The following is a 23,756-nucleotide window of genomic DNA, read 5'->3' on the forward strand; positions in this document are numbered from 1 at the left end:
GCTTGGCAGAGCCGGGGCAGGGCAGGACCGGTCAAGGCTTCAGGAGCGTCTTGATCATGCCGTCTTCCTTCGCCTGGAAGGTCGCGTACGCCGTCGGCGCGTCCTGCAGCGGCAGGTGGTGCGTGGCGAAGCTGTCGACGCCCAGGGGGTCGTCGTCGGTGAGGTGGGGGCGGATGTCGTCGACCCAGCGCCAGACGTTGGCCTGCCCCATACGCACCTGCAGCTGCTTGTCGAACATCTTCAGGAGCGGCATGGGGCTCGCCGCGCCGCCGTAGACGCCGCTGATGGAGAGCGTGCCACCGCGGCGGACGATGTCGATGCCCGCGAACAGGGCGCTCATGCGGTCGATGCCCACCTTCTGCATCATCGGGCGGGCCAGCTTGTCGGGCAGGTGGCCGGTGGCCCACTGCGCGGCCTGCGCGACGGGCGCGCCGTGCGCTTCGAGGCCGACCGCGTCGATGACGGCGTCCGTGCCCCGGCCCTGGGTGAGGTCGCGGACGGCGTCGCCCAGGTCCTTCTCGTGCTCGCGCAGGTCAAGGACGGTCACGCCATGGCGCCGGGCCCTTTCGAGGCGCGCGTCGACCAGGTCGACGCCGATGACGAGTTCCGCGCCACGCAGTCGCGCGATGCGGGCGGCCATGTCGCCGATGGGCCCCAGGCCGAGGACGGTGACGCTGCCACCGGCGGGGATGTCCGCGTACTCGACCGCCTGCCACGCGGTGGGCAGCACGTCGGAGAGGTAGACGAACCGGTCGTCGGGCGGCCCGTCGGGCACCTTGATGGGGAGCTTGTTGCCGAAAGGCACCCGCAGCAACTCGGCCTGACCACCAGGGACTTGACCGTAGAGCTTGGTGTACCCGAAGAGGGAGGCGCCGCTGCCCATGGACGTGACCTGGCTCGTCTCGCACTGCGAGTGCAGTCCCCGGTCACACATCCAGCAGGTGCCGCAGGACACGTTGAAGGGGATCACCACCCGGTCCCCGACCGCCACGCCGGTGACGTCGGGCCCGGTCTCGGCGACCACGCCCATGGTCTCGTGCCCGAGGATGTCACCCGGGTCGAGGAACGGTCCGAGGACTTCGTAGAGATGGAGGTCAGAACCGCAGATCCCCGTCGAGGTCACCTGGACGATGATGTCGTCGGGCTTCTCGATGCGGGGGTCGGGGACCTCCTCGACGCGTACGTCGCGCTTGCCGTGCCATGTCAATGCGCGCATTTCTACGCGCCTCCTAAGGTCGGTGGCGTGCTGCTTCTTACCGGGGGTCCCGGGGTCCCTGTACCAGGCTGGTCACACTGTTGTCCGTCCCGCCACAGGAAGCCTCGACCGGTGATCATCACCTCGGGTACCTGAGAATCCGCGAATAATGCATGACTTCGGTCCTCCTTCCGCGCAAGGCGGCCGTCACCGGCCAGGGCGTCAGTCATGCGGCAGCAGGGAGCCGAGCGGACCCAGGTCGAGATTGAGGTCCTCGCGACGCAGTCCGTGCCGCTCGCAGAGATCGGTCATGCGTTCGTCGAGAAGCATGAGCGCGGTACCGACTCGCTCTTCTTGTTCGTCGGTGAGATCGCCCGCGTCGAACCTGCGCACCGCTTGGCGCTCCATGAGCTGGCGGAGCAGTTCGACGACGGTCAGGACGAGGGAGGCCAGGTCGCGGCCGACCGCGTCGGGGTCGAGGTCCACTCGGGCGGTCGCGCTCACAGCGGCCCTCCGTCCGCCCACGGCGCGGGAACCCGCTCGCTCACGGACGCCAGCAGCGCGTGCAGCGAGATCCGTACGAGGGGCACCTCCGCGATGGCGATGACGAGGTCGCCGCTGACGACGACCCCGGTGGCCAGCACCCGGTCGAGGAGGTCGACGAGCGGGACCCCGATGGGCGCGCCACTGTCCGGGCCCTGCCAGGCGACCGGTTGGCCGACCGTGTGGGGGCTCATGTGCGGCTCCCGGCGTGCGGTCTGGCGTGTGATCCGTGGTCAGGTCCGGCGTGTGATCGGTGGTGCGGTCCGGCGTCCGTTTCGGCGAGCGAGGACGCGTCCACGAATGAGTAGGGAACCCACGGGCCGGTGACCTCCACCTCGCACCCCTCGAACTCGGGCGCGGCCCGTAGCCGGTCGAGCAGCGCGTTGAACTCCGGGCCACTCTGCTCGGGGACCAGATAGGCGGCGTTCAAGATCTGCGTACGGTCACGGCCGACGACCTCAGCACCATGCGGTCGGCGGCGCACTGTCGCGTCCGCGATCGAGAGGACGGCACGGTCCAGCAACTCGGCCGCGTCCACCGCGCGTTGGCGGCGGTCGTCGCGTTCCTGTCCTCGCTCGCGCAGCCGGGCCAGATAGGCACGTCCGCTGGGTGCGGGCGCCTCGTCGCGCGCCGGGGATTCCTGCGGCGGCTGCGATGCGGGCTTTCGGCCTGCGAGCAGATTGACTTTCACGGCCCACTCGTTCCGGCCCGTGATCCGTTCCAACGTCCGCTCGAAGCGCGGCACATCCGCCACCAAGGCGGCCCGGCACCGCTCCTCGGAGAGGTACAACGTGGCCAACGGGAGCGGGATCGCTCCGCCCCGCGCGGCGAACGCGGTCACCACCGCGTGGTGGTCCCGCACGCAGCGCTCCAGCGTCGCGGGTTCGGAAAGCCGCTCGCGCAGGGCCTCTTCGGAGTAGTCGTCGGCCGGAACGTCCTGGACCACGGCCCAGAGAGCACCGGCCGGGACCAGACGCAGGGGGCCACCGCCTTCGTGGCCCGTCAGGTCCGGGGGCAGATCCGGTCCTCGGCCTCGGCGGACGGCGAACACACACACGGCGTGCGCGGGGGCGGGCGCTGTGGCCATCAGTGGGGCTTCTCCTTCATCCGTTCCGGTCGCCGTGGTCCGTCGTCGGCGGGTGCGAGTTCTTCCAACTGGGCGCGCAACCGCCGGTTCTCCTCGCGGAGGTCGTCACGGGCGGCGCTCGACGACAGGGCCGGGTCGGTCTCCCACCAGTCGATGCCGGCCTTGCGCGCGGTGTCCACGGAGGCGATGAACAGCCTGAGCCGGATGGTGAGCAACTCGATGTCGAGCAGGTCGATCTTGATGTCGCCGGCGATGACGATGCCCTTGTCCAGCACCCGTTCGAGGATGTCGGCGAGGCTCCCGTCAGCGGGACGGCCCAGGTCCGACCCCTGAGGTGACGGTGACGAGCGCCAGGTGTCGAGGTCGTCCATCGAGCCGGTCACCGCCTTCGGGCGGATCGGGCGCGGGGTCGTCGGGTGTCCTCGTCTTCCTCGTCTTCCTCGTCTTCCTCATCCTCCTCTTCCTCCTCGGCGTCCTCGTCCCGTTCCTCCGGTTCGTCCTCCTCTGCGTCCTCGTCGTACTCCTCGCCCTCGGCGTCCTGGTCCTCGTCCTCGTCCTGGTCTTGGTCCTGGTCGTCGTACTCGGACTCGGCGTCGCTGTCCTGGCCCTCGTCGTCGTAGTCGTCGTCCTCCAGGCCCTCCTCATGGCTACGGACGACCTCGCCGTCCCGGATCTCACCGCGCCAGCCCTCCACCTCGTCGTCGGCGTTGAGCGTCACGAAGCGGGCGAAGTGCTTGAGGTCGAGCCGCAGGCGGCGGCCCTGAGCACGCCACAGGTTGCCGGTCTTCTCGAAGAAGCCGGCGGGGTAGTACTCGACGACCACGACGACACGGGTGAGCGTCGGGGCGAGCTCGTGGAAACTGACGGCCCCACGGGTGCTGCCCTTGCTCCCCTCCGAGGACCAGACGATCCGGTCGTCGGGCACCTGCTCCTGGACCGTCGCCTTCCAACTCCTGCTGGACGGGCCGACCTTCACCTTCCAGTCCGAACTCACGTCGTCGTCGGTCTTCGAGACGCTGCGGACACCTTTGGTGAAGCCGCTGAACTCCTCGTACAGGGTCCACTGGTCGTAGACCGTGCGCAGCGGGACACCCACGTCGATCACCTCGACGATGTTGGTGACCTTCGTGTCGCCTGATCCTCCCCCGCCGCCTCCGGAGGAGAACAGGTCCTTCGCCTTGCCGACGACGCTGTCCTTGATGTCCTTGGCCTTCTCCGCCACGACGGCTTTCGCGGGCGAGTCGCCCTTCAGCATCCGGGCCCCCATCTTGGGGAGGGACCCGCCGTTGTCCGCCACGTCCTGCAGTTTGTCGGTGAGACCACCCAGCGCGTCGCCCAACTTGTCCGTCAGGTTCTGTGCCCCCGCATCGAGAAAGTCGGTGAGCCCATCACGCAGCCGGTCCATGCCCGACTCCTCGCCGCTGCCGGCGCTCTTCTTCCGTTCGGCCATGGCCGGTCAGCTCCTCTGCCTCGAACGCGACGTCGTCGCTCTGCCGCTCGACCTCTTGGCGGCACCGGTCTTCTTCGCTGCCGTCTTCTTCGCTGCGGACTTCTTTGCCGTTGTTTTCTTTGCCGTTGTCTTCTTCGCAGCTGTCTTCTTCGCCGTCGACTTCTTCGTCGCCGACTTCTTCGCAGCTGTCTTCTTCGCTGCCGTCTTCTTCGCAGGAGTGGACTTCGCCGTCTTCTTCGCCGCTGTCTTCTTGGCGGAGGCCGACTTCTTCGTGGCGGTCTTCTTGGCGGGGGTGGTCCTCTTCGCGGGGGTGGTCTTCTTCGCGGCGGACTTCTTGGCGGGGGAAGCCTTCTTGGCCGGCGGAGCCTTCTTCGCCGGCGCCTTCTTTGCTGGGGCCTTCTGTGCCGCGGACTTCTTGCGGGGGGAGGCCTTCTTCGCCGCCGGAGGTTCCGATCCGTCCTTACCGCCCCTGGACCCTTCGCGTTCGGTACGCGCTATCGCGGACTTCTTGCCCTGGGACTTCTTCGCTCCCGACCTGGGGGCGGAGCGTTCCCGGCCCGCCCTCCGACGCGGCGTCGAACGGTGTTCCGCGTCGCGGCTCTGGCGTCGGCGGTCGTGGTCGTCACGGCCTGCGGCGCCGCGGTGCCGACGCGAGGTCCGGCTGCGGGAAGGGGCCGACGGCTCGTCGCCGCCTTCCTCGTCTTCAGCTTCCGCGTCGTCACCTTCCGCGTGGCCGTCCTCGTCCTCGTCCTCGTCCTCGTCCTCGTCTTCTACGTCGTCAGCATCGTCGTCGTACCGCGCGTCCTGGTCGTCCCAGTCCTCCTCCTGCTCGTCGTCCTGCTCGTCGTCCTGCTGGTCACCCTGCTCGTCGTCGTACGCGTCCTGATCCCGCGATGAGCGCAGGGACTGTGTGCGCTCGGCGAGTCTGTCCGTGAACGAGGACAACTGGCGACCGGCCGCGGCGGACATGGCGGCCCGCCCCGCATCCATCAGCTCGCCCCGCACCTGTTCGCTGAGGTCGGCGAACTGCGGTGTCTCCCGCAAGCGTTGGGCACCCTGCCGGAGCAGTTCCTGCGGTGAGAGGCCGAACTTGCGGCCCGCGAGGTAGGAGCCCACGGCGAAGGCGAACTTGGCCTTCTTCGTGCGGCCCAGGAGGTATCCCCCGGCTACTGCCGCGCCGAGAGCGATTCGGTTGCAGTCATTCATCAGGAACTTCCCGTGAGTCGAGGCCGACGCCGCCGCGCACAACGTCAGGAGGCCGGGCGGTAAGGACGACGTTCCAACAGGTCGAGCAAGTGCTCTTCTTCGCGTTCGAACTGGTCGAGATCGATGTCACCCTGGTCCAGGGCTTCGTTGAGGGCGGCGAGCCGGGCTCTGACCGCGTCCGGTGAGTACAGCTCGGTTTCCGCCGCCTCGATCAGCCGGTCCGCGACCCAGCCCACACCGCGGATCGGTGCCAGCGGGAGCAGCAGGATGCCGCTGATCAGTCCCATGTCACACGCCCGCGGGTACGGCTTCGGCGCTCACGAAGCTGTAGCAGGGCAAGGGTCCCGTGAGCGTCAGCGTGATCCGTCCCCGGCAGCGGGTGGCGAGCAGATCAACGGCCTTGCGGAAGGCGGTCTCGGCGTTCCGCGGCACCAGGAAGGAGACGTTCATGGCCCCTCCGGCGCTCTCGCGTCCCTCTCGCGTCTCCGCCGCCAGCGGGCGCAGCTCGGCCAGCACGTCGGCGGCGGCCTGCTCCGCCCGGCGTTGCAGCGCTCCGGCGACGGCTTCCCCCAGGCGGACGTTCGCCTCGTACCCCGGACGCCGCCGTGTCGTCTCGCGGAGCGCGCGCAGGCCGGCGTCCTCGCGCAGCACGTCGGGCAGGGCTTCGGGCACGGACTCGCCCTTGAGGTTCCACTCGGCCTTGCCCTCCAGCCGTGTCAGCGCGGCGAGATGGGCCTCACGGGCGGAGTCGAGTCCGGCAAGGACGGTCTCCTCGTCGCGGGCGATCACCCCGAAACGCATGGGCAGGACGGGACCCCGCCGACCGAGTTCGGCAAGCACGTCCTGATGGGCGCTGAGGTCACGCCGTCGTGCACGCGGACGCCCCGCCACCCGGCTCACGACGGCGGCAAGGCCGTCCTGGCCCAGCACCGACACGACGGCGTTCTCGTCGCCGACGGCACGGCAGCTCCGTGCGTGTGCGGCGTGCTCGGGGGCGGTGATGGCGTACACGTACAGGCCGGTCGGGCCGGGCGGGGCAGCGGGGCCGGGGGGTGTCGGCACGGTCAGTCCTCTTCGTCTTCGTCACGGCGCCGTGCGCGGGGGCGCTGACCGGCACGGGATGTGGAGCGGGAACGGGAGGACGAGCGTGAGGATGCGCTGCGGCGCGGGCGGCTCTCCTCGCGCTCCTCTTCGTCGTCATCGTCGTCGTCGGAGCCCGGGTCCAGGCCCAGGGTGTCCTTGACCTTGTCGCCGACGGACCGGGCGGCCTTCCTGGCACCGGCCTTGCCCACGGCCGTGGCCGCGCCGCCGCCGAAGAGCTCCGGGACGGTCTTGCTGCGGGAATCGTGTTCGAGGTCGAGGCGATTGCATGCCTCGGCGAAGCGGAGGTAGGTGTCGACGGACGCGATGACGATTCTCGCGTCGATCTTCAGGATCTCGATGCCGACCAGCGAGACCCGCACGAAGACGTCGATGACCATGCCGCGGTCGAGTATGAGTTCCAGGACGTCGTAGAGCGTGCCCGCACGGGGCGCGCAGGGGACGACGTCCTCGCTGTAGGTGGTGGTCATGAAAGGGTCTGCTCCTCTCGACGGCGCAGAAGGTGCGCCTCAGCTGTCCGCCCAGCCGCGTCGGTAGCGGCGGACTCTGCGGTACTGCGTCAGGCGTCCGTGCGCGTCCAGATCCACCTCGTAGGTGGCCAGGAGACTGGTGGTGTCGGGAATGCGAGCCACCTCCAGCACATCCACGCTGACCCGCCAGCCATCGCTTTCGGTCGGGCAGACGGCCGACACACCTTCAGCGCGGTGACCGATGAGTTCGGTCAGCGTCCGGCATGCCTCGCCGACCAGTTCCCGCAGGTCCGGGACACCGTGCTCGTCGGCGCGCTTCGCCGACCGGTGGGGGGCGGCCTGGGTGCGTCGTGAGCGCTCGGTCATGCGACCACTCTTGAACGCCCTGCGCTCGACGGCACGGGCTGATAGTCCGATCAGGTGCCGCGGCAGCTATGAGGCGGCCTCTGCAAGGGCGCCGGAAAAATCAGCAGTACGGCGCGCCGCTGCCTGGCTCCTCGTGCTCTGCGGCACCTGCGGGGACCGCAAGGCCGACGCCAGTCGGCAACGGCTGGAGCGCAGTGCCGCCGCGCCGCATCGCGCGGCGGCGAGCGACGAGCGTCAGCAGTTCGCGGTGGAGCGAGAAATGATCGCGGCACGGTGACGCTCTGTCGTCAGCGCGGGCCCCATCCGGCGGACCCGAGTCGCGAGAAGGGCGGGCGTCGGCTTAGACCGGACCTATGAGCAACAGCGAAAAACAGGTCTACAGCCCTGGTGAGATCGTCCCGGATTCGGGGATCTACGAGTGCGACTGCCAGCAGCATCACGGCTACAGCACCGACGTACACGGCCACCGCTTCCCGCCACCGCCGGCGGGCTGCACCGGCCACGGCTGGAAACTCAAGGACGCCGCGCACCCCGACTCCTGACCTGCACCACCCCCAGCACCACCCCCCCCTCATTTCAGCAGTCGCAGTACCGCCTCCTCGATGGCCCCCTGGGTCGCGGGGTGGCCGAATTCGGCGCCGTCGCCCAGCTGCTCCAACGCACCGGCGATCGTGCGGCCTTCGTCGAAGAGCTCGATGACGCGCGGGTTGATGTACGAGGCGCGGCACACCGCGGGCGTGTTGCCCAGGTACGCGCTGACCTCGCGGACGGCACGGGTGACGGCGCTCTTGCGTGCGGTACGGGACTCGTCGGCGACCCGTGCGGACACGGCGAGGGCGACCGCGGCGAGGACGGTCGCGTGCCAGGTGCGGAAGTCCTTCGCGGTGATGTCCTTGCCCGCGCGGTCACGCAGGTAGTCGTTGAGTTCGGGGGCGTTCAGCTCGTTCCAGGTCCCGCCCTGCCAGTAGGCGAACAGCCGTTGGCCACCGCCGTTTCGGCGCAGCAGGGCGCGCAGCACCTTGCAGGCGGGCGGATCGACGAGCGCGCGTGTCTGCGTCTTGGAGTACTTCGCCGGGTACGTGAGGCAGACTTCCCCGCCCCGGCAGGAGGCGTGCTCCTGGAGCAGGGTGGTCAGTCCGTACGTGCCGTTGTCGCGCCGGTAGGACTCGTTGCCGATGCGGAAGAAGCCGAGGTCGAGCAGGCGGACGGCGCAGGCGAGGACCCGCTCACGGCAGAGACCGCGACGGGCGAGGTCCTCCGTCACATGCGCGCGCACCTCGGGAAGCGCGCGGGCGACCTCCAGGACGTGGTCGTGCTTCGCCGTCTCCTGACGCTCGCGGAATTGCGGGTGGTACAGGTACTGGCGTCTGCCCGCGGCATCGGTGCCGACGGCCTGCAGGTGCCCGTTGGGCCAGGGGCAGATCCAGACGTCCTGCCAGGCCGGCGGGATGACGAGCCGCCGCAGGCGCTCCTTCTCCTCGGGGTCGGTGACGGGGCGTCCCGAAGCGTCCTTGTAGCGAAACCCACGTCCCGAACGGACGCGGGAGATCCCCGGCCCGTCGACCTGGCTCGTCCTCAGCCGCCGCTTCTCGCGCATGACCCAGGAGTGCCCCCAAAGGGCCGCGTCAGACCTTGGATTGGGCTTTCGGCGCAGCGACCCACCCGACTCTGTGTTCACGGGCGGGGGTTGTCCCTGCGCCACGAGGGCCGGGCCCCGGCCCCCGCGCGCCCGGCAACGGAGGCGCATCGCGGGCACAGTCGCTGGACTCGGTCGGCCGCGCCGCCGGACTCGGGGATGGCGTCGGTCCAGGGCACGTGCGGGAAACGCGTGAGGTGCGACCGGTTGAGGGAGAGTCCGCAGACGGTCTCGTTGCGGCCCTGCTGCCAGGCGTGCGCCTCTCCGGCGGGGAGGCGTCGGCGTCCCTCCTCCTCGTCCAGCCACTGCCCGGAGGCCGCTACCGCGTACTGCGTCCGCCTGGCCATGCTCACCGGTCCCTGTTCCGCGTCACAGCAACAGGACCAGCGCGTAGACGAGGAAGAACGCCGCGACCAGCACGACGAGGCCGATGATCAGGGCCAGCGGTCCCTTGGACCAGCCCTTGGAGGGATTGTGCGTCTCGTCGGGCCCTGCCCCCGACATGCTGCTCTCGGCGGGCGGGGTCTCCCCCGGCGGCACGCTTCCGCCGGGTTCAAGGCCCGTGGCCTTGCTGGGGTCGGGATTCGGATCCGGGGAGCGGGGGTCCGGGTCCGAATCCGACTGGTGGGGAGGAGTCATGTGATCCAAGTTCCCACGCCGTCCGGACCCTCACCTCTCCACGGCCGCCGTCATGGGGCACCCGCGCGATGGTTGCCCCGCGTTCTCGAGGAGACCCGGAAGCGTGCATGACCGAACCTGGACGCAGGATGCCCGGTGATCCGTCCGACGGCCCGAGTCGACGCCCCACGGTCCGTCGACCCGCCAGGGCCCGGCACACGAGGAGGTTGCATGTCCGAGCGCACCGCTGCCACCACCAGAGCGGCCGTGGTCACCGGCGCCGACTCCGGCATCGGCCGGGCGACGGCAGTCCGTCTCGCCGAGGCCGGGATGGACGTCGGGATCACCTGGCACAGCGATCAGGAAGGCGCCGAGAGGACGGCCGATGAGGTACGCGGGCACGGTCGGCGCGCGGCTGTCGCCCAGATGGACCTGTCGAGGCTGCCCGATGCCGCGCAGGTGGTCGACGAGCTCGCCGAGCGGCTCGGCCGGATCGACGTCCTGGTCAACAACGCCGGCACCGGCACCCGCACCCCCTTCCTGGACCTGCGGCACGAGGACGTCGTACGCGTCCTCGACGTCGACCTCGTCGGCCCGTTCCTGTGCGGCCAGCTCGCCGCGCGCCGCATGATCCGGCAGGGCGACGCGGGCCGGATCATCAACGTGACCTCGGTGCACGAGCACCAGCCCCGCGTGGGCGCGGCCCCCTACTGTGCCGCCAAGGGCGGGCTCGGGCTGCTGACCCAGGTGATGGCCCTGGAACTCGCCGAGCACGGCATCACCGTCAACTCCGTGGCTCCCGGCGAGATCGCCACCCCGATGACCGGTCAGGAGGACACGGACGTGCACGACGTGGACCGCCCCGGCATCCCGCTCGGCCGACCCGGTGACGCCCGCGAGATCGCCGCCGTCATCGCGTTCCTCGCCGGGCCCGACTCCTCGTACGTGACCGGCGCGTCCTGGGTCGCGGACGGCGGCATGGTGCGGATGGGCCCCCAAGCCGGTTCCCACCTCCGGAGCGATGAGTGGCGGCGGCCCTGAGATGCCGGGCGAGGGCGGAGCGAGCGGCCGGATAGAAATCGGCGGACCGGGTATCGGATGTGCCTGGATCGGAGATCGTCGGAGACTGCCGACCTGCGCGATCAGTGCAGCAGCCGGTGTCCGGAAACGGAGCAGCAGGTGACGCGGAACGCGGAAGACGCCACCCCGGCCACCCCAGGCCCCCTTGCCGACGACCGGCAGATGCCGGTCACCGAGCCGTCGGCCACGGGAGAGCCCATCGGGGTGAGAACACACCACGACACCCCCGCCGAGGAACTACCCCCGGACCTCAATCAAGCCATCCTCGAGGCGGCCAAGCAGGTGGGAGCCGTGCTCAAGAGGGGCGGTCACGACTTCGCCCTCGCCGGCAGCGTCGCCGTACACGCGCACGGCGGGACCGGGAACCTCCAGCACGACGCCGACTTCTGCATCAAGCCCGAGGACGCCGACGCGGTCGCGGCGACCCTGACCGATGCCGGCCTCACGGTGTACGCACCGCCGGAGGACTGGCTACTCAAGGCCAAGTGCCTGGGGCAGGACATCGACCTCATCTTCGAGCTGGCCCTCCAGCCGGTGACCGCCGAACTCCTCGGACGGGCCTCGGATCTGCCGGTGGACTCCGTGCAGATGCCGGTTCTCGCGCCTACGGACCTGATGCGGGCCCTTCTCGCCGCCTTCTCGGAGCATCACTGCGACTTCGGCGCCGTTCTGCCGATCGCGCGGCTACTGCGGGAGAAAATTGACTGGGAGGCGGTCCGCCGGGATTGCGGGGACGCTCCGATGCCGGCGGCCTTCCTGTACCTGCTGGAGCGCCTCCAGGTCATCGCGCCGCAGGGAGAGACACCGCAGGGAGAGGCACCGCAAGGACTCGCACCGCAAGGAGGAGACCGATGAACGACCAGGCACACGCCGACTACCGCATCGCCCACCTCAAGGAGCGGCTCGCCGCCGAGGAGCTGGGCGAACTGGGCATCCGCATCGAGAGCCGCGGACCGTCCGTGATGGTCGCCGGGACCGTGCCCACGACGCACTGCCGCGACGAACTGCGGCGCACCGTGAACGAGGAACTGGACGGCCTGACGGTCCACTTCGACATCGTGGTGGCCGAATCATCGGCCCCCGACCACCCCGAGGAGCTTGCATGATCCGCGTCGCAGCCGTGGGGGACATCCATATGGGCCTCGACAGTCAGGGCGTTCTCCGGCCCGCCTTCGAGACCCTCCCCGACTGTGCGGACCTGCTGCTCCTCGCGGGGGACCTCACCCGTCACGGCACGCCGGAAGAGGCCCGCGTCGTGGCCCGGGAGGTCACCGGTCTGCCGGTGCCGGTCGTCGCGGTGCTCGGCAATCACGACCACCACGACGAGCGGCCCGACGAGGTCACCGCCATCCTGCGCGATGCGGGCGTCCAAGTGCTCGAGGGGCAGGGCACGGTCGTCGAGGTGGACGGCAAACGCGTGGGAGTGGCGGGGACCAAGGGCTTTGGTGGCGGCTTCATCGGCCGCAGCGGCAGCGAGTTCGGTGAACCCCTGATGAAGGAGTTCATCCGCTACACCCGCCGCTGCGCCGATGGCCTGCGGACATCCCTGCACGAACTGGCGGAGCAGGACTGCGAGGCCCGGGTCGCGCTCATGCACTTCGCGCCGGTGCCGGACACCCTGGCGGGCGAACCCCTGGAGATCTTTCCGTTCCTGGGCAGTTATCTCCTGGCGGAGGCGGTCGACGAGGCGGGCGCGGACCTGGCCGTCCACGGCCACGCGCACGCGGGCACCGAACACGGCATGACCAGTGGTGGCGTACCGGTCCGCAACGTCGCGCAACCGGTCATCCGCAAGGCGTTCAACGTGTATCACCTGCCGGGCCACGGAAATTCGGCACAGACCGCAGCAGCCGCGGCTTCTTCCGAGCGGTCCGGCTGAGCGCGTCCACCGGCGACAAGGCTGAGGCCCGGACCAAGTGGTCCGGGCCTCAGCCTTGTCGGGTGCGGGGTCAGACCTGGCCACGCCAGGCGCCGGTCTCCACGCCGCCACGCGTCTCGATGAACTGCTTGAACCGTCCCAGGTCACCGGCGACCTGCCGCTTGACGAAGCCGAGCTTGTCGCCGACCGTCTCGGCCAGGCCCTCGGGGGCGTATTCCATCTGCAGCATGACCTTGGTGCGGGTGTCGTCCAGGCGGTGAAAAGTGACGACGCCGGCCTGCTTGGCCTGACCCTTCACCGTGGTCCACGCCACGCGCTCGTCCGGGATCTGCTCGGTGATCGTGGCGTCGAACTCCCGCTCCACACCGTCGATCTTCGTCACCCAGTGGGTGAGTTCGTCGGTGCGCTGCTCGATCCGCTGCACGCCTTCCATGAACTGGGGGAACGTCTCGAACTGGGTCCACTGGTTGTACGCCGTGCGGACCGGCACATTGACCGCGATGGACTCTTCGACTCGCGACACAGATGACACCTTTCCTCGTTGCTCGCCCGGCCCTCCTTCAGCGTTGGGGCCGGGCGGCTCGGCACTGTCTCCCCACCCGGGTGCCCGAGACCTCCACCGTCACACCCACCTCTCTCACCGCTTTCCCCGACGCCGCACGCCGAGCGCCATCACCCCGCCCGCGGCACCCGCCGCCGCGACGGCGGCGAGCGCCAGATGCCGGGAAGCCCACAGTTGTGGGTCGCGTACGCGGGATTCCTGGTCGAAGGATCTTCCGATCCGGGTGCTGTGGCCAGGCGGATGGGGGGTTCGAGCATCAGCGCGTGCACGAACCCAAGTAGGTCACCTGCGTGACGCGTTCGTACTCCTCCGCCGTGATGTCGGTGAAGGGCGCGAAGACCGAGGTGAACCCGGCGTTGACCCAGACGTCGATGCGGCCGAAGGTCTGCATGGCGGCGTCGGCCGCCGCCTCGACCGCCCGGTGGTCAGCGACGTCCGTGGGGACGACGAGCGCGCGCCCGCCCGCCTCCTCCACCTCGCGGGCCGCCGCGTCGAGTCCGGCCCGGCCCCGGGCGATCAGGACGACGTCGTCGCCGCGCGCCCCGAACGCGCGGGCGGTGGCCCGGCCGATCCCCGCGCTCGCTCCGGTGATGACAACGGTCTTCGTCATGACGGCTTTCCTTCCGATCCGGGTGCTGTGGCCAGGCGGATGGAGGACTCGAGCATCAGGGCGTGCACGAAGGCCTGCGGCACGTTGCCGCGGAGCTGTCGCTGGCTGATGTCGTACTCCTCCGTGAAGAGGCCGGGCGGCCCGCAGGCGGCCCGGTTGCGCTCGAACCAGCGCAGGGCCTCCGCGTGGTTTCCCTGCTGGTGTTCGGCGAGCGCCATGACATAGCCGCACAACAGGAAGGCGCCCTCGGCTTCTTCGAGGGGTCGTTCGTCGTGGCGGAAGCGGTAGGCGTAGTGGTCGCGGTCAGTTGCGCGCGGTAGGCGTCGAGCGTCCGCACGGTTCTCGGGTCGTCGGCGGGCAGCGCCCCGCGGATCGGCGGGATGAGCAGCGCCCCGTCGAGCCCCGGGTCGTCGGTGGCGCGCTGCCAGCGTCCGGTGGGGTGTGTGCTGGTCGCGGATGTCTCGGCGAGCAGGGTGTCGGCGAGCGAGGCCCACCGGGCGGCGCGGGCCGGTGAGGCGTACGGCGCCATGGAGCGCAGCCCCGCGGCGCAGATGAGGCGGCTGTGGGTCCAGACGCGGTCGTGCAACTCCCAGATCCCCGCGTCCGGTTCACCGCGGCGCCGGGCGATGGTGTCGGCCGCGATGTCCGCCGCGCGCCAGCCGTCGCCGTCGAGCCTGCCGGCCCTGGCCGCGGCGGCGAACAGCAGCAGCGCCTCGCCGAACGCGTCCAGCTGGAACTGCTGGTTGACCCAGTTGCCGGTGAGGTCGTGGCCTCCCGGATAGCCGGGGAGCTCCAGGCACTTCTGGTCCGGGACGGGACCGCCGGTGACGGTGTAGGCGGGCGCCATGCGGGGCCCGTCGGCGAGCAGGCGCGCGGAGACGAACCGTACGGCGTCGTCGGTCAGGCCATGGTCGCCCGCGACGGCGGCGGCCTGCCCGGCGTAGCACTGGTCGCGGATCCACACGTACCGGTAGTCGTAGTTGCGCCCCGCCCCGGCCCGCTCGGGGAGGCTGGTCGTGGCCGCCCCGACCATGCCGCCCGTCGAGCTGGTGAGGCCGCGCAGCACGACGAGGGAGTGCCGGGCGTCCTCGGGTGCCAGCGAGGCGGGCAGCGTGGGCACCGCACGCTTCCAGGCGTCCTCCGTTGCGTTCCACGCCCGGTCCGCGTCGACGGGGTGTCCCAGTTCCGTGTCGGAGAGTTCGAGGACCAGGTCGTGGTGGCCGCCGGGCGGCAGGACGAGGTCGGCTTGCAGGCCCGTCGTGCGGAGACCGGCGCGCACGGGGCGGGCCGCGCCGCCGCCGGTCCAGCGCCAGCGCAGGCCGCCGCCGTGTCCGGTCCACGCGCCCGCGTCCGTGCGGCGCACGTGCCGGGGCGGGCTTTCGCCGAAGTCGGCGTGCGGTTCGAGGCGTACGGTGACGCGCGCCTCGCCCTCGACCGCGGTGATCCTGCGCAGCAGGACGGCGCAGCGCGGGTCGCCGGGGAAGGCGAGCGCCTCACGGCATTCGATGACGCCGGTGGTGGTCACCCAGCGGCTGCGCCAGATCAGCGTGCCGTCCTCGTAGTAGCCGCCCCAGACGAAGCGCTCGCGTGGGGCGACGGTGTAGTGGCCCGCGCCGCCGATGAGGGCGGAGAACACCGCTCCGGAGTCCCAGCGCGGTGCGCACATCCAGACGATGTCACCCCCGGGCCCGACCAGCGCGCCGCGTTCGCCGTCGGCGAGCAGCGCGTACTCGCGCAGTACGTGCGGCGGGGGCAGGTCATCGTGCGACTGGTGCGGGCGGGTCATGCGCCTCCCTCGGCATCGGCGTGCGGTCGTCCACCGGCCGCGGGCGGGGTCGGCGGCCGCGCCGCGTCAGGTCACTTGTCCCGCGGTCCCTGCTCGCCATGGTGATCGGACTCCTTGCGGCGGCCGGGCAGCATCTCCTGCACCTTGGCCTTGAACCCCTGGCGCACCACGGCGGTCCGGTCGCTGTCGCCCTTGAGGATCGACAGGGCCGCCGCCTCGATCTGGTCGAGGGTGGCGTGGGGAGGGATCGGGGGGACGGCGGGGTCGGTCCGGAAGTCGATGACGAACGGCCGGTCGGCGCCAAGGGCCCGGTGCCACGCCGCCTCCACGTCGCCCGGCTTCTCCACGCGTACGCCGTCGAGGCCGATCGTGCGGGCGAAGTCGGCGTACGGGACGTCGGGCAGCGCCTGCGAGGGCAGGAACTGCGGAGCGCCGGACATGGCGCGCATCTCCCAGGTGACCTGGTTGAGGTCCTGGTTGTTCAGGACGGCGACGATCAGCCGCGGGTCCTGCCACTCCTGCCAGTACTTGGCGACGGTGATGAGTTCGGCCAGGCCGTTCATCTGCATCGCGCCGTCCCCGACGATCGCGATGGCGGGCCGGTCGGGATGGGCGAACTTCGCACCGATGACGTACGGCACGCCGGGGCCCATCGTGGCGAGCGTGCCGGACAGCGAGCCGCGCATCTCGCCGCGCATGCGCAGGTGGCGCGCGTACCAGTTCGCGGCCGAACCGGAGTCGGCGGCGAGCATCACGTCGTTCGGCAGCAGGGCGTCCAGGGCGTGCACGACGTACTCGGGGTTGACCGGGTCAGCCTCCACCGCAGCGCGCCGCTGCATGACCTCCCACCACCGGGCGGTGTCCTTCTCGATCTTCTTGCGCCAGGCGCCGTGCTTCTTGCGCTTCAGGCGCGGGATGAGGGCGTCGAGGGTCGTGCGCGCGTCTCCGACGAGGTTGACCTCGAACGGATAGCGCAGACCGATCATGAAGGGGTCGATGTCGATCTGCACCGCGCGGGCCTGGTCGAACTCCGGCAGGAACTGGCTGTACGGGAAGCTGGAGCCGATCACCAGGAGGGTGTCGCAGTCCTGCATCATCTCGTACGAGGGCCGCGTGCCCAGCAGGCCGATGGAACCGGTCACGTACGGCAGATCGTCGGGGAAGGCGTCCTTGCCGAGCAGCGCCTTGGCCACTCCGGCGCCCAGCAGGTCCGCGAGCCGCTCGACCTCGGCGCGGGCGCCGCGGGCACCCTGGCCGACCAGGACGGCGACCTTCTCCCCGGCATTGAGCACCTCGGCGGCCCGCTCCACGTCCTCTGCGGCGGGCATCGGGGCGTAGCTGCTCAGCCCGAGGCTGGAGGGGACCATCTTGAACGCGTGCGTCGGGGGCGTGTACTCCAGCTCCTGGACGTCCGCCGGGATGATCACCGCGGTGACCGTCCGCTTGGCGTACGCCGTGCGCATGGCCCGGTCGATCACGTTGGGCAACTGCTCGGGGACCGTCACCATCTCGCAGAAGTCGGACGCGACGTCCTTGTAGAGGCTCAGCAGGTCGACCTCCTGCTGGTAGGAGCCGCCCATCGCGCTCCGGTTGGTCTGCCCCACGATGGCGACCACGGGTACGTGGTCCAGTTTCGCGTCGTACAGGCCGTTCAGGAGGTGGATGGCTCCGGGGCCCGAGGTGGCGGCGCAGACGCCGACCTTTCCGGAGAACTTCGCGTACCCCACCGCTTGGAACGCGGCCATCTCCTCGTGCCGGGCCTGCACGAATTTCGGGTTGTTGTCCGCGCGGCCCCACGCGGCGAGGAGACCGTTGATCCCGTCGCCGGCGTAGGAGAAGACGTGGTCGACGTCCCACTCGCGCAGGCGCTGCAGAACGTGGTCGGAGACCTTGGTCGCCATGGCGTTGCTTCCTCTCGGAGATGCGGGGGCGCGCGAGGACCGGGACGAACCGGGCGCAAGAGCCCGGTACCCGAAGTCATCGGGTTCACGTGTCGGATTTCGGGCCGCTGCCCCGATCGGCCCTGTCAAAGGCCACGAGTGGCAGCGCCCGGGCCCGGCATTCGACTCCGAAAGGGCTTGGCAGATGCCGGGTGGGCAAATTCAGCAGACCAAGCAGGAATAGATGAGTCACGGCCGGGCATACTCGCCCCTTTCTTGTGAGCCCGCCCATAGGGGCCACATCACACGCTAAGGGCGGTAGTAGAAACCCAGCCGTTTCCAGGGCCGTGGAACGAAAGCGAACGTACTCATCCCGAAAATGGCTACGTAGCCGGGTAGTACGTCACATCCTTGCGCCGCTTTCCCCTCGCCGCTAACCATGGACGACGTCGCAGGGCCGGAACTCGAACAGCGCGAATACCTCGCCTTTTTGAACGCACCGGCCCCGCCCCACGTCCCCCATGGAAAAGGTTCACTCCCGTATGACGACGCGCACCAGCACCGCCCGAGTCAGCACCGCCCGCATCGCCCGTATCCGCTCGTTCTCCGTCGCGGGCCTCGCCACCGCCGGAGCCGCGGCCGCTCTGCTCACCGTCGCCCCCTCCCCCGCCCAGGCCGCCGAGCCGCACACCGCCGCGGCCAAGGCGCCTGCCGCCGTCGCGAAGGCTAAGGCCGGCGACAAGTCGTACGCCAACAACCTCGACGGCTGGATCAAGGAGTCCCTGGACATCATGAAGTCCAAGAACATCCCCGGCTCCTACGAGGGTCTGCACCGCAACATCATGCGCGAGTCCGCCGGTGACCCGAACGCCCAGAACGGCTGGGACGTGAACGCGCAGAACGGCACCCCCTCCAAGGGCCTGCTCCAGGTGATCCAGCCCACCTTCGACGCGTACCACGTCAAGGGCACGCCGAATAACCTGACCGACCCCGTCGCCAACATCACCGCGGCCGCGAACTACGCCGCCGACAAGTACGGCTCGATCGACAACGTCGACTCCGCCTACTGAGCCACGAGCCTCCCGTAACCGCGAAGGGCTTACGGCACTCGTGCCACGCCGACCCATCCGGCCCGGATGGTCAACGAGCCGGGCATGACCGCGTCCGGCTTCCACTTCGGCCAGGGAACAAAGCCGGGGTCGACCAGTTCGAGACCGTCGAAGAGTGAGACCGTCTGCTCCGGGCTGCGCAGAATATAGGGAATGGCGCCGGAGTTGTTGTACTCCTCCTGCACACTGCGGTGCAGTTCGTCGTCCGCATCCGAGTGACTCAGCGAGGCATAACTGCCGGACGGAAGTCCCGCCACCAGACCGCGCACCAAAGTCAGCACGTCTTCCCAGGGGTCTATATGACCCAGCACATCATTGATCACAAGGCCGATGGGCTGGGACATGTCGAGCGTTCTCGCCGCACCCTCGAGAATCGTCTCGGTGTCGCGCATGTCTGCCAGCACATAATCCGTTGCGCCTTCAGGTGTGCTCCGCAAAAGCGTGTCGACGTGCATCAGAACAATCGGGTCGTGGTCCACGTACACCACCCGGCTGTCCCTCGCTATGCGCTGGGCGATCTCGTGGGTGTTGTTGGCCGTGGGCAGTCCGGCGCCCACGTCGAGAAACTGCTTGATGCCTTGCCGCGCCATCCAGGTCACCGAGCGACGCAGTACGTCGCGTGACTCCTGCGCCATCGGCACGATCAGCGGGAACTTCTCCTTGTAGGCGTCACCGGCCCGCTGGTCGGATTCGTAGTGGTCCTTGCCGCCGAGCCAGTAGTTCCATACGCGCGCGCTGTGCGGAAGGGAGGTGTCTATCTTGTGGATGTCTGCCGGTTCACTGCTCATTACGGTGCCTCTCTCAACTGGTCAGGGCGGGAAGCAAGGACAGCGGAACGCAATCTGCTACGTCAACGGCCCTCCCGTCAAAGCGAGTTGTTGCCCCGCGTGTTGAAGCCACTGTCCCCACTGCCACCTGGTGCCCTCGCCGTGGGTGTGCTGAGGTGCACACAGTCCCGGCATCCCCACCCCGGCCCCGGAGAGCGACCTTGCGCAGTCTGACCTTCGTCATCGGCACCGGCCGCAGCGGCTCCACCGCGCTGTCCCGCATCCTCAACACCCACCCCGACGTGCTCAGCCTCAACGAGTACATGGCCTCCGTCGGTGACGCGGCCTTTCCCGAAGGCCAGGTCTCGGGCGCGGAGTTCTGGCAGGCCCTCTTCCGGCCCACCCCGTACTTCGCGAACATGATCCGCAGTGGCGTCCTCATGCCCGAGTTCCTCTACACGCGCCGTCCGGGGCGGTACACGGCAGGAAACACCGGCATCCCCGCGCTCTCCCTCATGGTGCTCCCGCACCTCACCGACGACCCCGACGGCCTGCTCGACGAGATCCGTGCGGCGGTCGTCGACTGGCCCGTGCGGCCCGCCGCGGAACACCACGAGGCGCTCTTCGAGCTGCTCGGCACGCGGGTGGGGGGCAGCGCCGTCGTGGAGCGCTCCGGGTACTCGACGGGCTGGGCCCCAGGGCTGCGCGCCGCCTTCCCCTACGCCAAGTTCGTGCACCTTTTCCGGGACGGACCCGACTGCGCCCTGTCCATGAGCCGCCACCCCGGGTACCGCGTGATCACCTTGATCCGTGAGATCAGAGAACGGACGGGCGTGGAGAACTTCGGTGACCTGACCGAGGAGCACGTGCGCTCCCTGCCGCCCGACCTGGCGCCCCTGCTCGGCGAGCGGTTCGACCCCGCCCTCGTACAGGACCGTGATTTTCCCCTGCGTCGGTTCGGCGCCCTGTGGTCCGAACTCGTCATCCAGGGCACACGATTCCTGGAGGGCCTGCCCGCCACCCACCGCATGACGCTCGCCTACGAAGATCTCCTCGACGCCCCGCGGCAGGAACTCACCCGTCTCGCCGCGTTCGTCGAAGTCGACCCCTCCCGCCAGTGGCTGGACGCGGCGTGCGCGCAGCTCGACACCAGTCGCCGGGGCTCCGCCGAGAAGCAGCTGACGGCCGCCGAACTCGACGACCTCAGGGAGAGCTGCGCTCCGGGCAGCCGGGCACTGGACATGGTTGGTTCCGCGTGCCCTGACTAGAGTCAGGGCACGCGGAACCAACAGGTGGAGCAGACTCCCCACGTGACGGCGGCCGGTGGACTGCTCGGGACACGCCACCGCGCCGCCGCCATCGCGGCGTTACAACCCCTGCCTGGTCCCCGGTATGTCGGGGTCAAGGCGCGCGTTCGCTCCGTTGATCACGAACTGTGAGCCGGGCTCGATCAGGATGTCCCCGTCCCGCGAGTCGCTGATCTTCACGTTGTTGAGCGTCGCGCTGCCACGCGCGCCGCCCATGGCGAGGATGCCGGAGCCGTTGTTGGACTTCGAGATCGTCACGTTGCTGATCTTCACGTCCGGCATGGCACCTCCACCCGTCTTGAACTGGATCCCGTCGTACGTCGAGTCATGGATGTCGGTGTCGCGGATCGTGACACCCGGGATGCTCGGGCCCTGTGCGAACAGCGTGATGGCGCCGAACTCCTGGTCCTCGTTCCAGAACGCCCCGCCGGTGCGGTAGAGCCCGTTGTTCGCGATCAGTGTCTGCCCGGTGAAGGGGATCGGGTCGTGGTCGGTCGCGAGCATGATGCCGGGGTAGTTCATGGTGTCGTACACCAGATTGTTCTCGATCTTGTTACCGTAACCGCCGTACACCGCGATGCCGTTGGCACGCCACGGCAGTTGCACCGTGTTGTTGCGGAACACGTTGTCGTGGCCGACGTCGACCGACGTGTCCTTGACGTACTTGCTGGCCCACACGGCGAGCGCGTCGTCGCCGGTGTTGCGGAACGAGGAGTTGAAGACGGACGAATTACGGGTGCCGTTGGTGAAGTTGATGCCGTCGGCGTAGGTGTTGCGGATGCGCATCCCGCTGAATTCGAGGCCGTCGCCGGGGCCCCACAGCTCGGGGATGTTGCTGTAGTCGCGGCCGACCCAGGTACCGACGTTGGCGTGCTCGATCCACACATTCGCGATCTTGGTGTTCTTGCCGAAGCGGCCGTTGAGACCGACACCGCCCTCGGCATTGCCGTCGCCACCCCGGATGGTGCCGGAACCGAAGATGGCGATGTCGGAGATCTTGGTGTTGTCGTCGATGTCGAAGCCGAAGTTGCCCTCGTGCGGGTGATTGATGCCGCCCGCGTCCTGCGGCGGGGTCAGCGAGTACAGCTGCGCGTGCCACATGCCGGCACCTCGGATCGTCACGTCCTTGATGCCCACCTGGTTGAACTGGCCCCGGTTCAGCGGGTCATCGGTGAGGATCTTCTTCTCCTGGCGCCACTGGCCTGCCGGGATCCACACACAGTCGATCTCGCCGTTCTGGTCGGCGGTCACCGCCTTCTGGATCGCGTTCGCGTCGTCGATCCCGTCGTTGGGGACGGCCCCGTACTCGGTGATCGACCTGCACGAGGCGGGCCTGCTCGCCGCCGGCGCCACCTGCTCCAGATCGATCAAGTCGATCATGTAGTACGCGGCGTCGTCACCGGCGTCGCGCTGCAGGCGGAACTTGGTGCCCTGCGGGTAGGTCTGCGCGAGCAGGGCGTGCGACTCGTCGAAGAGCCGGCGCGCGTCGCCGCCGGGGGTGTTGGTCAGGCCCTCGGGCTGGTCCGTGTTCCCGTACAGCCAGCTGTGCTTGGACGAGAGGATCAGCTTTTGGACGAACTTGCCGTCGGCGTAGAGGCTCAGCGTCTTCTCCTGGCCGCCGCCGCCCGGGGCGTCCGGGATGGAGTTGCGTACGACGATGGAGTTGGTGGCGCTGGTCGAGGTGAACTCCACGTACTGACCGGTCGAGTTGAGCCGCACCGACTTGCGGCCCGAGGACTCCGTGGCGAAATTGGTGTGGCCGAAGGTCCGCTCGGCGTCCGCCTCCAGGAGCGTGCCGTTGTGCTTGCCGTCCTCCGCCTCGTACTCGACGTAGGGTGCGGCCGCGCCGCGCCCGACCACGATGGAGCGCGCGAAGACGTTGTTGTCCTCGTTCGTCTCGTCCACGACGTCGGTGGCATCGGCGGTCGCGGTGAGTGTGGCGCCGCCGCTGGCGGCGGTCCATGTGCCCGAGAGGCCGACGGTGGCGCTCTCACCCGCGGCGATGGCGGGCGTGGTGCCGTTCAGCGTCTTGTCGCCCACGGTCAGACGGGTCACCGATCCGGCGCTCACGGCGCTGGTCCCGCGGTTGTGCACCTTCGCCGCGAAGGTGACGTTCGCACCGACCGCGGGGTTGGCCGGGTTCGACGTGATGCCGGTGATCTCCAGGTCGGGTCCGGGGCTCTGGCCGACGGTCAGCTGCGCCTCGGCGGTGCGGCTGTTGTTGTCGTTGTTCTGCTCGGGGACCGTGTCGCCGGGGTCCACCACCGCGGACACGGTGTAACTGCCTTGCGCCCGCTTGCCGATGTCGACCGGGACCGTGGCCGACTCACCGGCACCGAGCGCGCCGACCCTGGCGTTGCCCGCGACCGTGCCGCCCAGACTGACGTCGACGGTGGTGGCGGCCGAGGCAGCCGAACCGGTGTTGCGCACAGTGGCGTCGACCTTGATGGCATCGCTCTCGCTGGGCTGCGCGGGACGCCAGTTCAGGTCGGTGACGGTCAGGTCGGGGTTGGGCGCCGGGGTGCCGTTGACCTCGAACTCCGCGACCTGGCCCCCGTATCCGGAACTGTTGGAGTAGATCTTCAGCCGGACCTCGGCATAGCGCCCGGAGACCGGGATCGTCACGCTGTTGCGGTTGCCGGCGGGGTCGAAGGTGTAGTCGGCCCTGGCCTTCACCGTACTGAAGTCGGTGGCGGACTGCGCGCGGCCGAGTACCTCGATGTTCTGCTTACGGGTCGACCACGCCGCGTCCGGGTTGAGTTTGAGGACGACTGAGTCGAGCTCCGCGTCGGCGCCGAGCTTCACGGTCAGCGTCGACGGATGGCCGCTGGATTCCCAATAACTGTTCGTGCTGCCGTCGTTGGCGTTGGGGGCGAAGTAGTTCTGGGTGGACGTGGACGCCTCGATGGGCTTGTTCAGCGCCAGATTCGTGGCCGCCTTGGGTGCCGACGGGGCTGACGGCGCCGCGTGGGCGGCGACGGGCAGGACCCCGGCTCCCAACAGTGCGGCGGTGAGCCAGACGCCGATGGTGCGTCGGCTCCGCTGTCTCCATCTCATGAATGTTCCTCTCGGTGCATGGCAATGACGCGTTCATGACATAACGA

The 23,756-nt window shown here is 69.4% G+C and carries 26 protein-coding genes and 2 pseudogenes; 8 read left to right on the top strand and 20 right to left on the bottom strand.

Annotated elements, in window-relative coordinates; all coding sequences use genetic code 11:
* Nucleotides 1–31: 31 nt before the first annotated feature.
* The 11 genes from ACZ5U5_RS00955 to gvpO all read right to left on the bottom strand — a co-directional run bounded on the left by ACZ5U5_RS00955 (nucleotide 32) and on the right by gvpO (nucleotide 7,418).
* Entirely contained in the window at nucleotides 32–1,216 is a 1,185-nt protein-coding gene (locus ACZ5U5_RS00955; RefSeq protein ID WP_469014718.1) for an alcohol dehydrogenase catalytic domain-containing protein, read from the bottom strand.
* A gap of 201 nt (nucleotides 1,217–1,417) precedes the next feature.
* On the bottom strand, nucleotides 1,418–1,699 hold the full coding sequence (locus tag ACZ5U5_RS00960; protein ID WP_451218405.1) for a gas vesicle protein K: 282 nt from the start codon (nucleotides 1,697–1,699) through the stop codon (nucleotides 1,418–1,420).
* Entirely contained in the window at nucleotides 1,696–1,932 is a 237-nt protein-coding gene (locus tag ACZ5U5_RS00965) for a gas vesicle protein (RefSeq protein ID WP_469014720.1), read from the bottom strand. Before ACZ5U5_RS00965 ends, ACZ5U5_RS00960 begins: the two co-directional genes overlap by 4 nt.
* On the bottom strand, nucleotides 1,929–2,825 hold the full coding sequence (locus tag ACZ5U5_RS00970; protein ID WP_469014722.1) for a GvpL/GvpF family gas vesicle protein: 897 nt from the start codon (nucleotides 2,823–2,825) through the stop codon (nucleotides 1,929–1,931). Before ACZ5U5_RS00970 ends, ACZ5U5_RS00965 begins: the two co-directional genes overlap by 4 nt.
* Nucleotides 2,825–3,196: a gas vesicle protein gene (locus ACZ5U5_RS00975; protein ID WP_363205698.1), complete on the bottom strand. Its 372-nt coding sequence runs from the start codon at nucleotides 3,194–3,196 to the stop codon at nucleotides 2,825–2,827. The genes ACZ5U5_RS00970 and ACZ5U5_RS00975 overlap by 1 nt, the downstream gene beginning before the upstream one ends.
* 8 nt (nucleotides 3,197–3,204) lie before the next feature.
* Entirely contained in the window at nucleotides 3,205–4,275 is a 1,071-nt protein-coding gene (locus tag ACZ5U5_RS00980; protein ID WP_469014725.1) for an SRPBCC family protein, read from the bottom strand.
* Nucleotides 4,276–4,281: 6 nt separating this feature from the next.
* The gene (locus ACZ5U5_RS00985; RefSeq protein WP_469014727.1) at nucleotides 4,282–5,481 is read right to left on the bottom strand and encodes a histone protein; all 1,200 of its coding nucleotides are present in this window, start codon (nucleotides 5,479–5,481) and stop codon (nucleotides 4,282–4,284) included.
* A 44-nt stretch (nucleotides 5,482–5,525) separates the two neighbouring features.
* A complete protein-coding gene (locus ACZ5U5_RS00990) occupies nucleotides 5,526–5,768 on the bottom strand; it encodes a gas vesicle protein GvpG (RefSeq protein WP_365829089.1) in 243 nt (80 codons plus the stop codon).
* A 1-nt stretch (nucleotide 5,769) separates the two neighbouring features.
* On the bottom strand, nucleotides 5,770–6,543 hold the full coding sequence (locus ACZ5U5_RS00995; protein ID WP_469014730.1) for a GvpL/GvpF family gas vesicle protein: 774 nt from the start codon (nucleotides 6,541–6,543) through the stop codon (nucleotides 5,770–5,772).
* A 2-nt stretch (nucleotides 6,544–6,545) separates the two neighbouring features.
* Nucleotides 6,546–7,052, bottom strand: a complete 507-nt coding sequence (gvpJ, locus tag ACZ5U5_RS01000; protein ID WP_469014731.1) for a gas vesicle protein GvpJ — start codon at nucleotides 7,050–7,052, stop codon at nucleotides 6,546–6,548.
* Nucleotides 7,053–7,091: 39 nt separating this feature from the next.
* Nucleotides 7,092–7,418 (bottom strand): gas vesicle protein GvpO, encoded by a 327-nt coding sequence (gvpO, locus tag ACZ5U5_RS01005; RefSeq protein WP_363205704.1) that lies wholly within the window; start codon nucleotides 7,416–7,418, stop codon nucleotides 7,092–7,094.
* Between gvpO and ACZ5U5_RS01010 the strand changes: the two genes are divergently transcribed.
* Together ACZ5U5_RS01010 and ACZ5U5_RS01015 are read left to right on the top strand one after the other, a co-directional pair.
* Nucleotides 7,417–7,695 carry a hypothetical protein gene (locus ACZ5U5_RS01010; protein WP_469014732.1) on the top strand — a complete coding sequence of 93 codons (279 nt, stop codon included), beginning with the start codon at nucleotides 7,417–7,419 and terminating at the stop codon, nucleotides 7,693–7,695. The genes gvpO and ACZ5U5_RS01010 overlap by 2 nt on opposite strands.
* Before the next feature lie 76 nt (nucleotides 7,696–7,771).
* Nucleotides 7,772–7,960 (top strand): hypothetical protein, encoded by a 189-nt coding sequence (locus ACZ5U5_RS01015; RefSeq protein WP_363205708.1) that lies wholly within the window; start codon nucleotides 7,772–7,774, stop codon nucleotides 7,958–7,960.
* A 29-nt stretch (nucleotides 7,961–7,989) separates the two neighbouring features.
* Here ACZ5U5_RS01015 and ACZ5U5_RS01020 read toward each other — a convergent pair whose 3' ends face one another.
* From ACZ5U5_RS01020 to ACZ5U5_RS01030, 3 genes are all read right to left on the bottom strand, one after another.
* The gene (locus tag ACZ5U5_RS01020) at nucleotides 7,990–9,015 is read right to left on the bottom strand and encodes a DNA topoisomerase IB (RefSeq protein WP_469014735.1); all 1,026 of its coding nucleotides are present in this window, start codon (nucleotides 9,013–9,015) and stop codon (nucleotides 7,990–7,992) included.
* A gap of 77 nt (nucleotides 9,016–9,092) precedes the next feature.
* Nucleotides 9,093–9,401, bottom strand: coding sequence for a hypothetical protein (locus tag ACZ5U5_RS01025; RefSeq protein WP_469014736.1), 309 nt, complete (start codon nucleotides 9,399–9,401; stop codon nucleotides 9,093–9,095).
* A 22-nt stretch (nucleotides 9,402–9,423) separates the two neighbouring features.
* A complete protein-coding gene (locus ACZ5U5_RS01030; protein WP_469014738.1) occupies nucleotides 9,424–9,693 on the bottom strand; it encodes a DUF6480 family protein in 270 nt (89 codons plus the stop codon).
* 210 nt (nucleotides 9,694–9,903) lie between these two features.
* On the opposite strand from ACZ5U5_RS01030, the gene ACZ5U5_RS01035 reads away from it, so the two are divergent.
* The 4 genes from ACZ5U5_RS01035 (at nucleotide 9,904) to ACZ5U5_RS01050 (ending at nucleotide 12,631) form a co-directional block, all read left to right on the top strand.
* Complete coding sequence (locus ACZ5U5_RS01035) at nucleotides 9,904–10,713, top strand: SDR family oxidoreductase (RefSeq protein WP_469014740.1); 810 nt, start codon at nucleotides 9,904–9,906, stop codon at nucleotides 10,711–10,713.
* Nucleotides 10,714–10,851: 138 nt separating this feature from the next.
* Nucleotides 10,852–11,607 (top strand): hypothetical protein, encoded by a 756-nt coding sequence (locus tag ACZ5U5_RS01040; RefSeq protein WP_469014742.1) that lies wholly within the window; start codon nucleotides 10,852–10,854, stop codon nucleotides 11,605–11,607.
* Entirely contained in the window at nucleotides 11,604–11,858 is a 255-nt protein-coding gene (locus ACZ5U5_RS01045) for a hypothetical protein (protein WP_469014743.1), read from the top strand. The genes ACZ5U5_RS01040 and ACZ5U5_RS01045 overlap by 4 nt, the downstream gene beginning before the upstream one ends.
* Complete coding sequence (locus ACZ5U5_RS01050; protein ID WP_469014746.1) at nucleotides 11,855–12,631, top strand: metallophosphoesterase family protein; 777 nt, start codon at nucleotides 11,855–11,857, stop codon at nucleotides 12,629–12,631. Before ACZ5U5_RS01045 ends, ACZ5U5_RS01050 begins: the two co-directional genes overlap by 4 nt.
* A gap of 70 nt (nucleotides 12,632–12,701) precedes the next feature.
* Here the strand turns inward: ACZ5U5_RS01050 and ACZ5U5_RS01055 are convergent, their stop codons facing one another.
* The 4 genes and pseudogenes from ACZ5U5_RS01055 to ACZ5U5_RS01070 all read right to left on the bottom strand — a co-directional run bounded on the left by ACZ5U5_RS01055 (nucleotide 12,702) and on the right by ACZ5U5_RS01070 (nucleotide 17,490).
* A complete protein-coding gene (locus ACZ5U5_RS01055) occupies nucleotides 12,702–13,154 on the bottom strand; it encodes an SRPBCC family protein (RefSeq protein WP_469014748.1) in 453 nt (150 codons plus the stop codon).
* Between the two features lie 310 nt (nucleotides 13,155–13,464).
* Nucleotides 13,465–13,803, bottom strand: a pseudogene (locus tag ACZ5U5_RS01060) (SDR family NAD(P)-dependent oxidoreductase); the annotation flags it as partial.
* Nucleotides 13,800–15,589 (bottom strand): annotated as a pseudogene (locus tag ACZ5U5_RS01065) (glycoside hydrolase family 15 protein). The pseudogenes ACZ5U5_RS01065 and ACZ5U5_RS01060, both read right to left, overlap by 4 nt.
* Before the next feature lie 71 nt (nucleotides 15,590–15,660).
* A complete protein-coding gene (locus tag ACZ5U5_RS01070) occupies nucleotides 15,661–17,490 on the bottom strand; it encodes a thiamine pyrophosphate-requiring protein (protein WP_469014750.1) in 1,830 nt (609 codons plus the stop codon).
* Nucleotides 17,491–18,011: 521 nt separating this feature from the next.
* On the opposite strand from ACZ5U5_RS01070, the gene ACZ5U5_RS01075 reads away from it, so the two are divergent.
* Entirely contained in the window at nucleotides 18,012–18,539 is a 528-nt protein-coding gene (locus ACZ5U5_RS01075) for a transglycosylase SLT domain-containing protein (RefSeq protein ID WP_469014753.1), read from the top strand.
* 29 nt (nucleotides 18,540–18,568) lie between these two features.
* Here the strand turns inward: ACZ5U5_RS01075 and ACZ5U5_RS01080 are convergent, their stop codons facing one another.
* On the bottom strand, nucleotides 18,569–19,366 hold the full coding sequence (locus tag ACZ5U5_RS01080; protein ID WP_469014754.1) for an SAM-dependent methyltransferase: 798 nt from the start codon (nucleotides 19,364–19,366) through the stop codon (nucleotides 18,569–18,571).
* Between the two features lie 200 nt (nucleotides 19,367–19,566).
* Here ACZ5U5_RS01080 and ACZ5U5_RS01085 point away from each other — a divergent pair, with 200 nt between their 5' ends.
* Complete coding sequence (locus ACZ5U5_RS01085) at nucleotides 19,567–20,613, top strand: sulfotransferase (protein ID WP_469014757.1); 1,047 nt, start codon at nucleotides 19,567–19,569, stop codon at nucleotides 20,611–20,613.
* Nucleotides 20,614–20,712: 99 nt separating this feature from the next.
* Here the strand turns inward: ACZ5U5_RS01085 and ACZ5U5_RS01090 are convergent, their stop codons facing one another.
* The gene (locus ACZ5U5_RS01090; RefSeq protein WP_469014759.1) at nucleotides 20,713–23,709 is read right to left on the bottom strand and encodes a CARDB domain-containing protein; all 2,997 of its coding nucleotides are present in this window, start codon (nucleotides 23,707–23,709) and stop codon (nucleotides 20,713–20,715) included.
* Nucleotides 23,710–23,756 lie beyond the last annotated feature (47 nt).

The organism is Streptomyces sp. NPDC033177, from assembly GCF_055577715.1.

Coding starts and splice junctions, on each gene's coding strand:
- ACZ5U5_RS00955 (WP_469014718.1), bottom strand. CDS start 1,216: ATGCGCGCATTGACATGGCACGGCAAGCGCGACGTACGCGTCGAGGAG.
- ACZ5U5_RS00965 (WP_469014720.1), bottom strand. CDS start 1,932: ATGAGCCCCCACACGGTCGGCCAACCGGTCGCCTGGCAGGGCCCGGAC.
- ACZ5U5_RS00970 (WP_469014722.1), bottom strand. CDS start 2,825: ATGGCCACAGCGCCCGCCCCCGCGCACGCCGTGTGTGTGTTCGCCGTC.
- ACZ5U5_RS00975 (WP_363205698.1), bottom strand. CDS start 3,196: ATGGACGACCTCGACACCTGGCGCTCGTCACCGTCACCTCAGGGGTCG.
- ACZ5U5_RS00980 (WP_469014725.1), bottom strand. CDS start 4,275: ATGGCCGAACGGAAGAAGAGCGCCGGCAGCGGCGAGGAGTCGGGCATG.
- ACZ5U5_RS00985 (WP_469014727.1), bottom strand. CDS start 5,481: ATGAATGACTGCAACCGAATCGCTCTCGGCGCGGCAGTAGCCGGGGGA.
- ACZ5U5_RS00990 (WP_365829089.1), bottom strand. CDS start 5,768: ATGGGACTGATCAGCGGCATCCTGCTGCTCCCGCTGGCACCGATCCGC.
- gvpJ (WP_469014731.1), bottom strand. CDS start 7,052: ATGACCACCACCTACAGCGAGGACGTCGTCCCCTGCGCGCCCCGTGCG.
- ACZ5U5_RS01010 (WP_469014732.1), top strand. CDS start 7,417: ATGCGACCACTCTTGAACGCCCTGCGCTCGACGGCACGGGCTGATAGT.
- gvpO (WP_363205704.1), bottom strand. CDS start 7,418: ATGACCGAGCGCTCACGACGCACCCAGGCCGCCCCCCACCGGTCGGCG.
- ACZ5U5_RS01015 (WP_363205708.1), top strand. CDS start 7,772: ATGAGCAACAGCGAAAAACAGGTCTACAGCCCTGGTGAGATCGTCCCG.
- ACZ5U5_RS01020 (WP_469014735.1), bottom strand. CDS start 9,015: ATGCGCGAGAAGCGGCGGCTGAGGACGAGCCAGGTCGACGGGCCGGGG.
- ACZ5U5_RS01025 (WP_469014736.1), bottom strand. CDS start 9,401: ATGGCCAGGCGGACGCAGTACGCGGTAGCGGCCTCCGGGCAGTGGCTG.
- ACZ5U5_RS01030 (WP_469014738.1), bottom strand. CDS start 9,693: ATGACTCCTCCCCACCAGTCGGATTCGGACCCGGACCCCCGCTCCCCG.
- ACZ5U5_RS01035 (WP_469014740.1), top strand. CDS start 9,904: ATGTCCGAGCGCACCGCTGCCACCACCAGAGCGGCCGTGGTCACCGGC.
- ACZ5U5_RS01045 (WP_469014743.1), top strand. CDS start 11,604: ATGAACGACCAGGCACACGCCGACTACCGCATCGCCCACCTCAAGGAG.
- ACZ5U5_RS01050 (WP_469014746.1), top strand. CDS start 11,855: ATGATCCGCGTCGCAGCCGTGGGGGACATCCATATGGGCCTCGACAGT.
- ACZ5U5_RS01070 (WP_469014750.1), bottom strand. CDS start 17,490: ATGGCGACCAAGGTCTCCGACCACGTTCTGCAGCGCCTGCGCGAGTGG.
- ACZ5U5_RS01075 (WP_469014753.1), top strand. CDS start 18,012: ATGACGACGCGCACCAGCACCGCCCGAGTCAGCACCGCCCGCATCGCC.
- ACZ5U5_RS01080 (WP_469014754.1), bottom strand. CDS start 19,366: ATGAGCAGTGAACCGGCAGACATCCACAAGATAGACACCTCCCTTCCG.
- ACZ5U5_RS01090 (WP_469014759.1), bottom strand. CDS start 23,709: ATGAGATGGAGACAGCGGAGCCGACGCACCATCGGCGTCTGGCTCACC.